Source organism: Streptomyces sp. NPDC059718 (genome assembly GCF_042733315.1).
Lineage (GTDB): Bacteria > Actinomycetota > Actinomycetes > Streptomycetales > Streptomycetaceae > Actinacidiphila.
The window spans coordinates 22,077-35,923 of sequence record NZ_JBHWGA010000052.1; the positions used below are offsets into that span (position 1 = coordinate 22,077).

General features: G+C 74.4%; 13 protein-coding genes. 7 read left to right on the forward strand and 6 right to left on the reverse strand.

Going from position 1 to position 13,847, the window contains the following annotated elements; translation table 11 throughout:
* Nucleotides 1–5: 5 nt before the first annotated feature.
* Nucleotides 6–1,241, reverse strand: a complete 1,236-nt coding sequence (locus tag ACFV3E_RS38355) for an MFS transporter (RefSeq protein WP_500539882.1) — start codon at nt 1,239–1,241, stop codon at nt 6–8.
* Between the two features lie 17 nt (nt 1,242–1,258).
* Here ACFV3E_RS38355 and ACFV3E_RS38360 point away from each other — a divergent pair, with 17 nt between their 5' ends.
* Complete coding sequence (locus ACFV3E_RS38360) at nt 1,259–2,482, forward strand: ROK family protein (RefSeq protein ID WP_500370639.1); 1,224 nt, start codon at nt 1,259–1,261, stop codon at nt 2,480–2,482.
* A gap of 30 nt (nt 2,483–2,512) precedes the next feature.
* Here ACFV3E_RS38360 and ACFV3E_RS38365 read toward each other — a convergent pair whose 3' ends face one another.
* Entirely contained in the window at nt 2,513–3,409 is an 897-nt protein-coding gene (locus ACFV3E_RS38365) for a DUF2797 domain-containing protein (RefSeq protein WP_500539884.1), read from the reverse strand.
* Nucleotides 3,410–3,557: 148 nt separating this feature from the next.
* Here ACFV3E_RS38365 and ACFV3E_RS38370 point away from each other — a divergent pair, with 148 nt between their 5' ends.
* The 3 genes from ACFV3E_RS38370 to ACFV3E_RS38380 are packed head-to-tail and all read left to right on the forward strand — an operon-like array spanning nt 3,558 to nt 7,206.
* Nucleotides 3,558–3,866 carry an SHOCT domain-containing protein gene (locus ACFV3E_RS38370; RefSeq protein ID WP_499510696.1) on the forward strand — a complete coding sequence of 103 codons (309 nt, stop codon included), beginning with the start codon at nt 3,558–3,560 and terminating at the stop codon, nt 3,864–3,866.
* Nucleotides 3,863–4,633, forward strand: coding sequence for an ABC transporter ATP-binding protein (locus tag ACFV3E_RS38375; protein ID WP_500539886.1), 771 nt, complete (start codon nt 3,863–3,865; stop codon nt 4,631–4,633). The genes ACFV3E_RS38370 and ACFV3E_RS38375 overlap by 4 nt, the downstream gene beginning before the upstream one ends.
* Nucleotides 4,630–7,206 carry an ABC transporter permease gene (locus ACFV3E_RS38380; RefSeq protein WP_500539888.1) on the forward strand — a complete coding sequence of 859 codons (2,577 nt, stop codon included), beginning with the start codon at nt 4,630–4,632 and terminating at the stop codon, nt 7,204–7,206. The genes ACFV3E_RS38375 and ACFV3E_RS38380 overlap by 4 nt, the downstream gene beginning before the upstream one ends.
* A gap of 63 nt (nt 7,207–7,269) precedes the next feature.
* On the opposite strand, the gene ACFV3E_RS38385 is transcribed toward ACFV3E_RS38380, so the two are convergent.
* Both ACFV3E_RS38385 and ACFV3E_RS38390 read right to left on the reverse strand, forming a co-directional pair.
* The gene (locus ACFV3E_RS38385) at nt 7,270–7,827 is read right to left on the reverse strand and encodes an ATP-binding protein (RefSeq protein ID WP_500370644.1); all 558 of its coding nucleotides are present in this window, start codon (nt 7,825–7,827) and stop codon (nt 7,270–7,272) included.
* Nucleotides 7,828–8,016: 189 nt separating this feature from the next.
* Nucleotides 8,017–8,325 carry a hypothetical protein gene (locus tag ACFV3E_RS38390; protein WP_500324342.1) on the reverse strand — a complete coding sequence of 103 codons (309 nt, stop codon included), beginning with the start codon at nt 8,323–8,325 and terminating at the stop codon, nt 8,017–8,019.
* Nucleotides 8,326–8,483: 158 nt separating this feature from the next.
* Here ACFV3E_RS38390 and ACFV3E_RS38395 point away from each other — a divergent pair, with 158 nt between their 5' ends.
* From ACFV3E_RS38395 to ACFV3E_RS38405, 3 genes are all read left to right on the forward strand, one after another.
* Nucleotides 8,484–9,581, forward strand: a complete 1,098-nt coding sequence (locus ACFV3E_RS38395) for a PLP-dependent cysteine synthase family protein (protein ID WP_500539941.1) — start codon at nt 8,484–8,486, stop codon at nt 9,579–9,581.
* A gap of 93 nt (nt 9,582–9,674) precedes the next feature.
* Complete coding sequence (locus ACFV3E_RS38400) at nt 9,675–11,075, forward strand: GlnX family signal transduction membrane protein (protein WP_500539890.1); 1,401 nt, start codon at nt 9,675–9,677, stop codon at nt 11,073–11,075.
* Nucleotides 11,076–11,165: 90 nt separating this feature from the next.
* Nucleotides 11,166–12,356, forward strand: coding sequence for a hypothetical protein (locus tag ACFV3E_RS38405; protein ID WP_500539892.1), 1,191 nt, complete (start codon nt 11,166–11,168; stop codon nt 12,354–12,356).
* 26 nt (nt 12,357–12,382) lie between these two features.
* Here ACFV3E_RS38405 and ACFV3E_RS38410 read toward each other — a convergent pair whose 3' ends face one another.
* A complete protein-coding gene (locus ACFV3E_RS38410) occupies nt 12,383–12,859 on the reverse strand; it encodes an SRPBCC family protein (protein WP_500539894.1) in 477 nt (158 codons plus the stop codon).
* Nucleotides 12,860–12,884: 25 nt separating this feature from the next.
* On the reverse strand, nt 12,885–13,748 hold the full coding sequence (locus tag ACFV3E_RS38415; protein WP_500539896.1) for a DeoR/GlpR family DNA-binding transcription regulator: 864 nt from the start codon (nt 13,746–13,748) through the stop codon (nt 12,885–12,887).
* Nucleotides 13,749–13,847 lie beyond the last annotated feature (99 nt).

Below are 13,847 nucleotides of genomic sequence, written 5' to 3' on the forward strand. Positions count from 1 at the left end.
ACGCGTCAGACTCCGGCGGCCGCGGACGCGTGCCGGGTCGTGTGCGCGACCACGGCGGCCACCGCCGCCAGCGCGGCGACCGTGGTCAGTGCGACCGGCAGCCCGAAGGCGTCGGCGAGGAAGCCGATCGTGGGCGGCCCGAGCAGGAAGCCCGCGTACCCCAGGGTGGAGGCGGTGGCCACACCGCCGGGGCCGCCGAGGGCGCCGGCCCGGCCGATTGCCACGGGGAAGACGTTGGCGAGCCCGAGCCCGGTGAGCGCGAAGCCGGCCAGGACGAGCCAGACCTCGGGGCCGAACGCCCCCAGCAGCATCCCGGCGCAGGCCGTCAGTCCGCCCAGCACCACCGCCCGGGTCGGGCCGAGCCGCAGCAGGAGGGCGGTGCCGGAGAGGCGTCCGACGGTCATCGCGAGGGCGACGGCGGCGTATCCGGTGGCCGCGAGGGCCGGACCGGTGTGCAGGTCCTCCTGAAGGTGGAGCGGACCCCATTCGGCGAGCGCTCCCTCGCCGTAGGCGGTGCACAGCGCGATCAGGCCGAAGACGGCGACCATCCGCCGGGCGCCTGCCTGACGCGTGTCGTGCGCACCCTCCATGGTGACGGCCGAGGGATCCGCGGGCTCCGCGGGACGGGGGACGGCGTGTCTGAGCAGGAGCCGCCCGAGCAGCACCGTGGCCAGGAGCCCGAACACCGCGACGCCGACGAGGTGCTGGACCGGTGTCAGCCGCGCGGCCAGCGGTCCGCCGACGCCCGCCCCGACCAGTCCGCCCAGGCTGTACGCCGCGTGGAAACCGGGCATGATGGGGCGCCGCAGCGCGGCCACCAGGTCGACGGCGACGCTGTTCATCGCGACGTTCATGCCACCGAAGCCCACGCCGAGCAGGAGCAGTACGAGACCGAGGGCGAGGGGGGAGTGGGTGAACGGAGGCAGCGCGACGCCCAGTGACAGGACGGCACCGGTGCCGACGGTCACCTGCCGGGCCCCGAAGCGCCGGCACAGCCGCCCGCTGGGGATCATGGTGGCGACCGCCCCCGCCGACACGCCGAGCAGCGCGAGGCCGAGCGCCCCGGCCGAGGCGCCGACCTGCTCCTTGACGGCGGGGATGCGAACGACCCAGCCGGCGAAGACGAATCCGTCCAGGGCGAAGAACGCGGTCAGGGCGACACGGAGGCGCCGCAAGGGGAGCGGCGGACTTGCGCGATCTTGCCGGGCGAGTACGCTCCGTATTTTGTTTAGGCTCGGCACAAAGTGAGAATAGGACTGTGACCCAGACTCGGACAAGGTTGGAGCGGGGCCGTGGTGCGCTCGGTCCCGCGCTCGCGCTCGTGCACACCGGGCGTGCCCCCACCCGCGCCGTGCTCACCGCCGAACTCGGCGTGACGCGGGCGACCGCGGGGGCCGTCGCCGCCGAGTTGGAGGCACTGCGCCTGATCCGGGTCGACACCCGGCCGGGCGGACCCGCCGGAGCGCAGGGCCGGCCCTCGCACCGGCTCGCCGTCAACCCCGAGGGGCCCGTCGTCCTCGCCGCGCAGATCCACGCCGACGGATTCCGCGCCGCCCTGGTCGGACTCGGCGGCCACATCCTCGCGTCCACTCCGGTCGCCATGACCGTGCCCGCTGATCCCGCCCGGGTCCTCGGCGCCGTGGTCGCGGCCGGCGCGGAGCTGCTGCGCGCCTCCGGCCGGGCGTGCGCGGGCGCCGGTCTCGCCGTGCCCTCCGCCGTCGCCGAGCCGGAAGGCGCCGCGCTCAACCCCCTTCACCTCGCCTGGCCCGCGGGCGCACCCGTCCTGGACATCTTCCGCGAGCAGATCGAGCGGTCGGGCATCATCTCCCCCAACGGGGCGCCGCCGCCGTGCTTCGTCGGCAACGACGTCAACGTCGCCGCGCTCGCCGAGCACCGGCACGGCGCCGGACAGGGAGCCGAGCACCTGCTGGTCGTCGCCACCGGCCACCGCGGCGTGGGTGGTGCGCTCGTCCTGCACGGCAAGCTCCACACCGGCAGTGCCGGACTCGCCCTGGAGGTCGGTCACCTCACCGTCAACCCCGAGGGCCGCCCCTGCCATTGCGGCAGCCGTGGCTGCCTCGACGTCGAAGTGGACCCCCTCGCCTTCCTGGAGTCCGCCGGCCGGATCCCCGGCCCCGAGGGCTCGCTGCCCGACCAGTGCCGCGCCCTGCTCCGTGAGGAGTACGACGACCCCGCGGTGCGGCGCGCCGCCGACAGCCTCATCGACCGCCTCGGCCAGGGACTCGCGGGACTGGTCAACGTCCTCAACCCCGACCGGATCCTGCTCGGCGGCCTGCACCGCTGGCTGCTCGACGCCGACCCGGGACGGCTGCGTGCCGTCGTCGCCGAACGCAGCCTGTGGGGGCGCAGCGGCGGCATTCCGCTGCTCGCCTGCGCCCTGGACCACAACAGCCTCGTCGGGGCCGCGGAACTGGCCTGGCAGCCCGTGCTGGACGACCCGCTCACGGCGCTCGGCGCCTGAGGTCCGTCCCCCGGAGTCGCCGGCACACCGTCAGAACAGCGGCTCCGGAGGCTCGGTGGCCTGCGGCAGTGCCTTCGTGGGCGGGGCCGGCAGGTCCGCCGCCGACGCGGTGAGCGGCCATCCCGGCACCAGGCGCGTGTCGAGCAGCAGGACACCGCCGGCCGGCCCGGCGGTGCGGAGGTAGACGTCGCCCCCGGCCACCGCCACGACGGTGCCGCCCAGGGCGGTGGCCGGGGCGAGCCCGGTCACCGCGGCGGTGGCCTGCGGCGCGTCGGGCTCCAGGCCGAACACCGCCGCGTGGTCGACGGGTTGGAACCCGGTGGCGGTCAGCGTGTCCCGCCAGTCGGGGACCGCGGCCGCCGCCTCGTGGAGGGCCCGCAGCCCGGCCACCCGTGCCGGTGCGGGAGGCAGCGTGGCGCGGGCGGCACGCTTCGCGGACGTCGCCACCCGGTCCGGGATGCCCAGCGCCGTCCCGAGGACCGACTCGGCGCGGCGCGCGGCCATCAGCGGCCCCCGGCCCAGGAACGTGAAGCAGATCGCGGCCTGTTCGAGCAGCCGCGCACTGCCCCGCTCGGCCGCCGTGATGCCGACCTTGCCCAGACCCGGGCCGAACCAGGCCAGGTACACCGCGAAGGCCCGCGGGTCGTCCAGCCGCGTGTCCGCCGCCACGGACCGGGAGCGGTCCAGCGCCGCGCACTGCTCGCACTGGTCGCGGCGGGCCCGCGCGGGAAGTTCCGCGGCCCGCGGGCACGGAGTCCAGCGCCCCGAACGCCACACGCCCATGCACTGCCGCACCGCGCCCGGCTGCACGGCGAGGGCCAGCGGGTCGCCGAGGCGCACGGGACTGCGCCGGTCGCCGTGGCGGGGGTGCCACCAGGTCCACGCCGGGCCCCCGGACACCCATCGCAGACCTGTGCATCGCCACATGATCCGCATGTTAGGCGCAGGCACCGACAGCGGCCGTACTCCCCGGGTGGTACCCGCGGTGCCGCTGGCCGTACGACGACCAGCGGCCGCGCGCGGACCAGTCTCGTAGGGCCGGGAAACCACGGCATCACCAAGGAGACGATTCGCGATGGACGCCAACGCACTGACCTCGCTCGCCGACCACTGGGACGGGGGCCCCGGCCCCTGGATCCTGTTCTTCCCGCTGATCTGGGCCGCCGTCATCGGAGGCGTCGCATTCGTGCTGCGCCGCGCCGCGTGGCGCAGGGGCCTCGGCCGCGGCCCCTGGCACGCCCGGGCCGCGATCGGCGAGCACTCGCCGATCGCCGTACTGGGCCGCCGCTTCGCCGCGGGCGAGATCGACGAGGACGAGTACTGGCGCCGGCTGTCCGTCCTGGACGAGCAGTTCGGCCGCTTCCCCAAGGGCGGGGAGCGATGACCGCCGCCCGCATCGCCGACGCAGTCAAGACCTACGGGGCGGGCGACGCCCAGGTGCGCGCATTGGACGGGGTCACGGTCGGGTTCCCCAGCGGGCGGTTCACCGCGATCATGGGTCCTTCCGGGTCCGGGAAGTCCACCCTCATGCACTGCGCCGCCGGCCTGGACACCCTCACCTCCGGGACCGCCTGGATCGGCGACACCGAGTTGGGGGCGCTCGGCGACCGGCAGTTGACGCTGCTGCGCCGGGAGCGGGTCGGCTTCGTCTTCCAGTCCTTCAACCTGCTGCCGACCCTGACCGTGGCGGAGAACATCACCCTGCCCCAGGACCTGGCCGGTGCCGGGACGGACCGCGAGTGGGTGGACGCCCTGATCGACGTAGTGGGCCTGGGCGACCGGCTGCGGCACCGCCCGAGCGAGCTCTCCGGGGGCCAGCAGCAGCGCGTGGCGGTGGCCAGGGCGCTGGCGGGGCGGCCCGAGGTCGTCTTCGCCGACGAGCCCACCGGCAACCTCGACTCGCGGTCCGGCGAGGAGGTGCTGCGCCTGCTGGGACGGGCCGTCCACGAGATGGGCCGCACGGTCGTCATGGTCACCCACGACCCGGTCGCCGCCGCCCACGCCGACGAGGTCGTCTTCCTCGCCGACGGACGCCTGGTGGACACGATGCCCGACCCGAGCGCGGAGAAGGTCCTCGACCGCATGAAGGCCTTCGACACCGCCCGCGACGCGGGACGCCGCACCGCACCAGGGCAGCGGGTGACGTCATGAGCGCGCCGACCGGGCCGGTCCGCGCGTCCCTGCGGCTGAGCCTGTCCTCCCTGAGGGCCCACAAGCGCCGGTTCGCCGGCACCTTCCTGGCGGTCTTCCTGGGTGTCGCCTTCCTGGCCGGCACCATGGTGATGGGCGACACCCTGCGCGCCAGCTTCGACACGCTCTTTGCGAACGCCAACAGCGGCACCGACGTGGTCGTCCGCAGCGCCGACGTCGTCACCGTCCCCGGGGAGGGACAAGGCACCCGCGAACCCGTCGACAGCGCGCTCGTCGCGCGGCTGCGGGCCGTACCCGGGGTGGCGGCCGTCGCGGCCGACATCGAGGGCGCGGGCCAACTCGTCGGCCGTGACGGCGAGCCCGTCGGCGGTCAGGGCCCGCCGACCCTCGCCGGGAACTGGATCGACGACGCCGGGCTCAACCCGTACGCCCTCGCGGAGGGCCGCGCTCCCAGGGCCGCCGGCGAGGCCGTGGTGAACCGTGCCGCGGCCGAGCAGGGCGGGCTGGGCATCGGCGACACGACCGTGCTGCGCACCCCCGACCCGCTGCGGGTGACGATCGTCGGACTGGTGACCTTCGGCGGCGAGGACGGCATGGGCCAGTCCACCTTCACCGGCCTCACCCGCGCAGACGCCGAGCGCCAACTGATGCCGGGGCCCGGCCGGGCGTCCACGATCAAGGTGCGTGCGGCCTCCGGCGTCGGCCAGGAAGAGCTGGCGAGGCGCGTCGCGGGCGTGCTGCCCCACGGTGTCGAGGCGATCACCGGTCAGCAGGCCACGGACGAGAACCTCGACCAGGTCTCGGGCCGGTTCCTGTCGCTGTTCACGACCCTGCTCACGGTCTTCGCCGGGATAGCCCTGCTCGTGGCGACCTTCAGCATCCACAACACCTTCGCGATCGTCGTCGCCCAGCGCACCCGGGAGAACGCGCTGCTGCGGGCGCTCGGCGCGTCCAGGCGCCAGGTGCTGGGCTCGACCCTCACGGAGGCCGTGGCCGTGGCACTGGCCGCCTCGGCCGCCGGGCTCCTGGGCGGGATCGGCATCGCGGCCGGGCTGCAGGCGCTGTTCCCGGCCGTCGGATTCCCCTTCCCGGACGGGGGACTGGTCGTCGGCGCCACCGCCATGGCCGTACCGCTCGGCGTCGGCCTGCTCGTCTGCACCGGCTCGGCCGTGCTGCCCGCCGTCCGTGCCGGGCGGACGGCGCCGCTCGCCGCGCTGCGCGAGACGGCGGTGGACCACTCCGGTGCCTCGCGCGGACGGGCGGCGCTGGGGGCCGCGCTGGCGGTGGCCGGTGCCGCGACGACCGTCGCGGGCGCGGCGGGCACGCCCGAGGTGTGGCTCACCTCCGTCGGCGCCGCCGTGGTCGTCGTCGCGTTCGTCGTCCTGGGGCCGGTCGCCGCCTCGTACGCGGTGCGCGTCCTGGGAGCCCCGCTCGCGCGGCTGCGCGGTGCCACCGGGGCGCTGGCCAGGCGGAACGCGCTGCGGAGCCCGAAGCGGACGGCGGCCACCGCCACCGCGCTGATGATCGGCGTCGCGGTCGTGTCGCTCTTCACGGTCTTCGGCGCCTCCCTGAAGGCCACCATGGACCGGACCGTCGACCGCTCCTTCGCCGGCGACGTCGCCCTGACCGCTTCGGGCTTCGGTGCGGGTGCGAACGGTCTCAGCCCGGGGCTCGCACCCGCCGTGGCGAAGCTGCCCGAGGTGGCGACGGCGGTCGGGCTCGGCAAGGGTGTCGCCGAAGTCGACGGCGGCGGGCGGCAGCTGACGGTCACCGACCCCGTCGCCCTGACCCGCGTGCTCGACCTCGGTGCCGTCGACGGCTCCCTGAGCGGCCTCGGCCGGGACGGCATCGCCGTCTCCCGCAAGGAAGCGGACCAGCACCACTGGAAGCCGGGCAGCACCATGGTGCTGGCGTTCACCGACGGCACCCGCCGGACCTTCACCGTGCGCGCCGTCTACCCGGAGGCCGGCCTCGGCGGCGACTACATCGTCACCCGCACTGCCTGGGCACCGCACAAGGTGCAGGACGCCGACGACCTCGTCGCCGTCGCCTTCAAGAAGGGCGTCGCCCTCGACGAGGGCCGCACAGCCGTCCAAGGAGTCGCCCGGCAGTACGGCAACCCCGAGGTCCAGACCCGTGAGGAGTACGCGGAATCCGCCGCCTCGGGCGTGGACATCATGCTGACGCTCGTCTACGCACTGCTCGCGCTGGCCGTCCTCATCGCGCTGCTCGGCATCGCCAACACGCTCACCCTCGCGGTGCACGAGCGCACCCGCGAACTCGGGCTGCTGCGCGCGGTCGGGCAGACCAGGGCCCAGCTGCGGGCCATGGTCCGCTGGGAGTCCGTCCTGGTCGCCGCCTTCGGCACGGCCGGCGGGCTGGCGCTCGGGGGGTTCCTCGGCTGGGCACTGGTCAAGGCGTCGGACGGCGCGGGCACGAGCGCCTTCGCGGTGCCGCCCGTCCAGCTCGCGGTCGTCGGGCTGGTCGGGCTGGTCGCCGGAGTCCTGGCCGGATGGCGTCCGGCCCGGCGCGCGGCGCGTCTGGACGTACTGAGGGCCATCGCAGCGGAATGACTCCGCCGACGACGGCCCGGGGGCCACGGCCGCCGTGCCCCTCCGGGGTGCGGCGGCCGCGCGTCAGACCAGCACCGGTTCGGCCGCGGCCGGGACCAGCCGATCGAGCACCGGGGCCCAGGCCTCCGGCGTCTCGGGGAGCACCGGCAGTGTCCGCGGGGCGACCTTGCGGACGACGGCCGCCGACACCTGCTCGGTCATCGCCCTGGACGAGACCGTCGCCTCGGCCCGGAGCGTGAACCACACGACCTTGCCACCGTCGTTGACGGTCTCGGTGCCCCAGCTGTCGCTCATCGACACGACCATGGCGAGGCCGCGGCCGCAGGTGGCCAGGGGCTCGAACTCGCGGACCCGCGGCAGGCGCGGATCGTTGTCCGAGACGGCGACGGTGAGCCAGCCGGAGGCGAAACTCAGCTCGACGGAACAGCGCTTGTCCGGCCGGGCATGCCGGTGGACGTTGCCGAGCAGTTCGGTGATGCCCAGCAGAGTGGGGTCGATCAGGGGGTCCAGCCGCCAGTACCGCAGTTGGGCGGCGACGATGCGGCGTACCTGCTGGATCCGGGACGGCAGTGCCTCAAGTTCCAGGGCACACTGCCGTTTACTGCCTTCTGAGCTGATCACGGCTGCGACTCCCTCCGCGGTGAGGGCGCGCCCCTGTGATCGGGGCATGCCCCGCCCGCATGGTATGGGAACACCTTTGCGGGATTGCTGTGAGTGACTGCTGCAGTGACTCCGTGACGCCACTCAAGGATCACCCCGATGGATGCTTACCGCAACTCCGTGAACGCGGAGAGTGCCGTTCCGCTCGGCTCAGCGGCGCGCGACCCGCTCCCGGGCCGTGCGCAGGGCGTCCAGGAAGCGCCCCGCGGACGCCGCGCCCTGCGTGCGCAGGGTCAGCAGGTAGCCGGTGCCGTTGAGTCGTGTCAGGGTGCGGCGCCGCACCGCGAAACGCGGGGTCAGGGCGTGGACGTCCTCCACCGGGGCGCTGTCGATCTCCCGCCCGCGGCTGGTGAGCAGCACCAGGCGGCCGTCACGGATCAGGACCTGCCCGCCCCGGGTGAGCGACCGCAGCCGCCGTCCGATCCGCACCCCTGTGGCGGTGAACTCCGCTTCGGCCACGGCGCATCCCCTCCTTCGTCCGCTCGAAGTCTGCCCGCTCCGGGGGGCGTGGCACCAGCGTCTGCCTATGATCGGGAGACGGGCGCGAACGGAAGGCGGCGCAGGTGGACAGCAGCGAGAAGGGTGACCGCGAAGACCGTGCGAGGGCGACGGAGGCGATGCCCACCGTCGACGTGGACCGGACCGACCCGGACTACCGGGGGTGGCTGAAAGAGGCCGTGCGCAAGGTCCAGGCGGACGCCAACCGCTCCGCAGACACACACTTGTTGCGCTTCCCGCTCCCCGACGCCTGGGGCATCGACCTCTACCTGAAGGACGAGTCGACTCACCCGACCGGCAGCCTCAAGCACCGTCTCGCCCGTTCGCTGTTCCTCTACGGCCTCTGCAACGGCTGGGTCCGGCCGGGCAAGCCCGTCATCGAGGCCTCGAGCGGTTCGACCGCGGTGTCCGAGGCGTACTTCGCCGCCTTGATCGGCGTGCCGTTCATCGCCGTGATCCCGCGCACCACCAGCTGGGAGAAGCAGCGGCTGATCGAGTTCCACGGCGGCCGGTGCCACCTGGTGGACGACCCGCGGACGGTCTACGAGGTCTCCGCCCGCCTCGCGGAGGAGACCGGCGGCCACTACATGGACCAGTTCACCTACGCCGAGCGCGCCACCGACTGGCGCGGCAACAACAACATCGCCGAGTCGATATACCAGCAGCTGAGCCTGGAACGGAACCCCTGCCCGGCGTGGATCGTGGCCACTGCCGGCACCGGCGGCACCTCGGCCACCATCGCCCGCTACATCCACTACATGCAGTACGAAACCCTGGTGTGCGTCGCGGACCCGGAGAACTCGGTGTTCTTCGACGGCTGGGTGAGCGGCGACGACTCCGTGTGCTGCGACCGCGGTTCACGGATCGAGGGCATCGGCCGCCCGAGGGTGGAGCCCAGCTTCGTGCCCGGTGCCATCGACCGGATGATGAAGGTGCCGGACGCGGCGTCGGTGGCGGCGGTCCGCGCCCTGGAGGCGGCCATCGGGCGCAAGGCCGGGGGATCGACGGGCACCGGCCTGTGGAGCGCCTTCAAGATCGTCTCGGAGATGGTCGCGGCGGGCCGCACGGGCAGTGTCGTCACCTTGCTGTGCGACCCCGGCGACCGGTACCTGGACAAGTACTATTCCGATGCCTGGGTCGCCCAACAGGGCCTGGACGTCGCGCCGTACGCCGTCACCATCGACGCCTTCCTGACGGCGGGGAGCTGGCCGGGCTGACCCGGTCCGTCCGTTCCGTTCTGTTACGTCGTGGTCACCGGGAGTCCGCCGGAGTACCGCCTTCCCTTCCACGGGCGCTCTTAGCGTCCGGATATGACGATCTCTCACGTCGCGCCTCCGGCGGTCGCGCCGCCGTCCCCCGCACCCGGTGCGTCCGCACCGCCGGTGCGCCGGGCGCCGGTACCGCCCGTCCGCGCGCGGCGCCGGCGGATGCCGCCCCCGGCGCGCCTGGTCGTCCAGGCGACCGCCGCGCTGGTGGCCGTCCTCGCCCTGTGCCTCGCCGTGGTCGTCGGGGCCGTCACCGTACGGTCGGACGCCGAGCAGTTGCGCGACACCTCCGCGCACCGCGCCGCCGTCACCGCGGAACTCCGCTTCGCCCTGGCGGACCTGGACGCCCAGCGCGCCAACCAGCTGGTGCCCGGCCACGCGGTCGACGACCCCGAGGTGTCGGTCGGCAACCGCCTCCTCGCGCTCATCACCGCCCAGCAGCGCCGTGCCCAGGCCAGCGACCTCCTCCGGCAGCTCGGGGGCGACGAGGCCCATGCCGCGCAGGTGCGCGGCATCCTCGACCTGCTCGGGCGCTACGACGACGCCAGCGGTCGGGCCGCCTACGTCGACGAGCAGCACCACGAGCGGGCCGCGGGCCACCCGCCGGCGGTCGCCGTCGCCTTCTCCGCCGAGGCGGGCGACATCATGCACAGCCACCTGCTGCCCAAGGTAGCGACCCTGGCGAAGGCCTACGACGCGCAGGCCGCCGCGGCGTCGCGCGCCGCGCAGGACGCCGCCGTGCGCTCGGCCGTGGCCGTGGGGCTCCTGGGCCTGGTCGCCGTCGCCGTACTCCTGTGGTGGCAGCGGGACCTGACCCGCCGTTACCGCCGTGTCCTCAACCCGGCGCTGGCCGCCGCCACGGCCGCGGCGCTCGGGGTCACCCTCGCCGGTGTGTTCTCCTTCACCGGCGCCGCCGCCGACCTCGACGCGGGGACCCGGGACGGACTGCGCCCCTGGTCCCGGCTCACACAGGCCCGCGCGGTCGCCGCGGAGGCCGCCGCCACGCAGAGCCGCTGGCTCGTCAACGGCGCCGAGCCGCAGCAGCGCGCCGAACTCGACGCGCTCAACCGGCGGCTGGACGGCCTGCTCGCCCCCGGCGGCTGGGCCGCGGCGGACGAGCGTCCCGCGTACGCCGACGTCAACGAGCGCTACGGGCACTTCCGCGCCGACGACCGCAAGCTCGTCGAGCTGATGGCCGGCAAGCGGATCGACGAGGCGGCCGTGGTGCTCACGGACGTCGGGCGCGGCGAGGTGGGGTTCGACTTCTGGGACTTCGCGACCACCCTGGACGTCCTCGCGCAGGACCAGCAGGCCGACTTCACCGTGCGTACGGACGCCGCGCGCTCCGCGCTCGACGGCTGGCCCGCCGTTCCCGCGGGCGTCCTCGGCATCGCCGCGGCCCTCGTCGTGGTCGGTGTGCGGCCGCGGCTCGCGGAGTACCGGTGAGCCGGTGGTCCCGGGACCGACGGGGCTTGTGGGGAAACTGCGTTCGGCTATAGAAAGGCCTGTCAGTCCGATCTTGTGAAAGAGCCTCCGGTGACCACCACTCCGCCGCCCCCCGACGACGTCCCCTCCGTGCCCGACGACATCTGGGAGCGGTTCGTACGGGACAGCGAGGCGGAGATCCGCGCGTCGGCGCCCAAGGAACCCTCCGCGCGGGCCCGTATGGTCACCGAGCGACTGCGGCAGCAGGACGCGGAGGCGGCGCGCCGCACCAAGCGCAAAGGGCGCGGCAACCCGCCGCCCGCGCAGCCCGAGGGCTGGCGCACCGGCCCCGCGGTCTACGCGGTCGAGGCGCGCGGCCACCGACGCCGCCGGTGGCTCGGGCTGGTCGGCGTCCTCGTCGCCGTCGGGGTGCTGCTGTTCGCTTTGAACCCGGGCTGGGCGCTGGACGCGATGCGCGGCAGCGCGGCCCCGGACCCTTCGCCGCTCCCCGCGGAGACCGCGCGGCCGACGAGCGCCCCGTCGAAGGAGGCGTTCCCCGGCACGCCCACGCTCGAGGACCCGTTCGCCGGCTCCCCGGCGAAGCAGTACGCCGACGGTGCCGCGGGGATCGTCCCGCCGACGGCGCGGTCGGCCGGCTGGATGACGTCGGCGCAGGTGACGGCCGCCCTCAAGAACGTCAAGGCGTACCTGGTCGACACCAACCTCGACCCCGCGACGCTTCGGGGCGGACGTCCGGACGCCGCCCTGGGGATGCTCGATCCGAGCCAGCGCGACCTGCGCACCCGGTTCGAGACGGCCTTCCGCAAGCCGACCGAGAAGAACGACCCGCTCCGGCTCGCGGTGCGCTTCAAGCCCTCCGAAGTCGCCCTGGCGGGAGACGTGGTCAAGACCCGCGGCCGGATGACCTTCACGAAGGGCAAGGACCGCGCCGTCGTCGTCCACGCCGACTACACCTTTGTGTACCCCCTGGTGCAGGCGGGGTCCGGATCCACCGAGGTCGCCCGGACGATCATCCGCCGCATCCTGGACGTGGAGTTCCCCGACCCGTCCCGCTACCGGGTGACCCCCGGCAAGTTCGCGATCACCCTGTACGTCGACGACGTCGCCAACACGGCCTGCTCCGTCCACGACGGCTGGCTCCACCCGCAGTTCGCCTCTGACGCCTCGCCGGGTGACGACCCCGGTCGGTCGGGGCCCACCGTGGACCCCTACGACCGCAGCAGGGACCTCAAGGCCGAGCGGACGGGGTCGGAGGGCTGCGGCACCGTCTCCCGTAGCTGAGGCCCCGGCCCCGCCGGGAGGCCCGTTCAGGAGGCCAGCCGGCGGTCCAGCGAGCGGACCGCGGAACGGAACGACAGGCCGAGGCCCGGGCGGGACAGGAGCAGGAAGGTGCGCAGGGGCGGGGAGCCGTCGGCGGCGAAGGTCCAGCGCACGTGGGTGCCGCCGGCCGGGGTGGGGGAGAGCGCCCATTCCTCAAGCAGGGCGCGCAGGCCCGGGGCGTTCGTGGCGTCGACGCGGTAGGCGAAGCGCCGCGGGGGCTCGTCGGCGAGGACGGTCTCCTGGAAACGCACTCCTCCCCGGAGCCCGATCGCGCGGCCCGTGGCGGTCGGCACGGCGGCCGTGACGGCGCCGAACCACGCCGTCCAGCTCTCGGTGTCCTTGGCGAGTGCGGCGTGCACGGTGTCGGGCGGCGCCGTGACCTCGGCGGCGAAGACGAGACGGAGCGGCGCCGAGGCGAGGAAGCCCAGGTCCACCTGACGTGTGGGACGCAGTCGGCGGGTCATGGGCCGTACGGTAGTTGATGCCCCGTCAGTTGTCTGCGGGACTCTCGCGCAGGGCGCCGCCCGGCTCGGCGTCCCCGGGCTCGCCGGCGACGATCAGGTCCGACAGGTGCTCGGCGATCTCCGCCCTGAGCACCTCGGGGATGCCCGCGTCGGTGACGAGGGTGTCCACGTCCTCCAGGGTGGCGAAGGAGCTCAGGCCCACGGTGCCCCACTTGGTGTGGTCGGCGATGACGACCACCCGGCGTGCGGAGCGGACGAAGCGCCGGTTGGTCTCCGCCTCGGCGAGGTTGGGGGTGGACAGGCCGGCCTCGACCGAGATGCCGTGGACGCCGAGGAAGAGCAGGTCGAAGTGGAGCGAGCCGATCGCCCGGTCCGCGACGGGGCCGACGAGGGAGTCCGAGGGGGTGCGCACGCCGCCGGTGAGGACGACGGTCGCGGCGCCCTCGCGGCCGCCGCCCGCGCCGCGGGCCGCGGAGTGGAAGACGTCGGCGACGCGGACGGAGTTGGTGACCACGGTGAGGTCGGGCACGTCGAGGAGGTGCTGGGCCAGGGCGTACGTCGTCGTGCCGCCGGTGAGCGCGATGGCGCTGCCGGGGGTGACCAGGCGGGCGGCGGCGCGGGCGATGGCCTCCTTGGCCCCGAGCTCGAGGCCCGCCTTCGCCTCGAAGCCCGGCTCGTGGCTGCTGGCGGGGGCGACCGGCACGGCGCCGCCGTGGACCTTCTCGACCACGCCCTGACGGGCGAGCGCGTCGAGGTCGCGGCGGACGGTCATGTCCGACACGTTCAGCTTCCGGGTCAGCTCGTTGACCCGGACCCCGCCGCGGCGCCGGACCTCGTCCAGGATCAGCGCACGCCGCTGTTCCGCGAGCAGGTTCTGGTTGTCGCTCACCCGAGGTCCCGTCCCATCCTCTGATGTGATCCCGATGCTGCCCGGACCGGCAGTCTCGCCATCCTTCCACGACCGCCCCCGCCGGACGGGGGGCGAAGG

Coding starts and splice junctions, on each gene's coding strand:
- ACFV3E_RS38365 (WP_500539884.1), bottom strand. CDS start 3,409: ATGTGGCGATGCACAGGTCTGCGATGGGTGTCCGGGGGCCCGGCGTGG.
- ACFV3E_RS38370 (WP_499510696.1), top strand. CDS start 3,558: ATGGACGCCAACGCACTGACCTCGCTCGCCGACCACTGGGACGGGGGC.
- ACFV3E_RS38375 (WP_500539886.1), top strand. CDS start 3,863: ATGACCGCCGCCCGCATCGCCGACGCAGTCAAGACCTACGGGGCGGGC.
- ACFV3E_RS38380 (WP_500539888.1), top strand. CDS start 4,630: ATGAGCGCGCCGACCGGGCCGGTCCGCGCGTCCCTGCGGCTGAGCCTG.
- ACFV3E_RS38395 (WP_500539941.1), top strand. CDS start 8,484: ATGCCCACCGTCGACGTGGACCGGACCGACCCGGACTACCGGGGGTGG.
- ACFV3E_RS38400 (WP_500539890.1), top strand. CDS start 9,675: ATGACGATCTCTCACGTCGCGCCTCCGGCGGTCGCGCCGCCGTCCCCC.
- ACFV3E_RS38410 (WP_500539894.1), bottom strand. CDS start 12,859: ATGACCCGCCGACTGCGTCCCACACGTCAGGTGGACCTGGGCTTCCTC.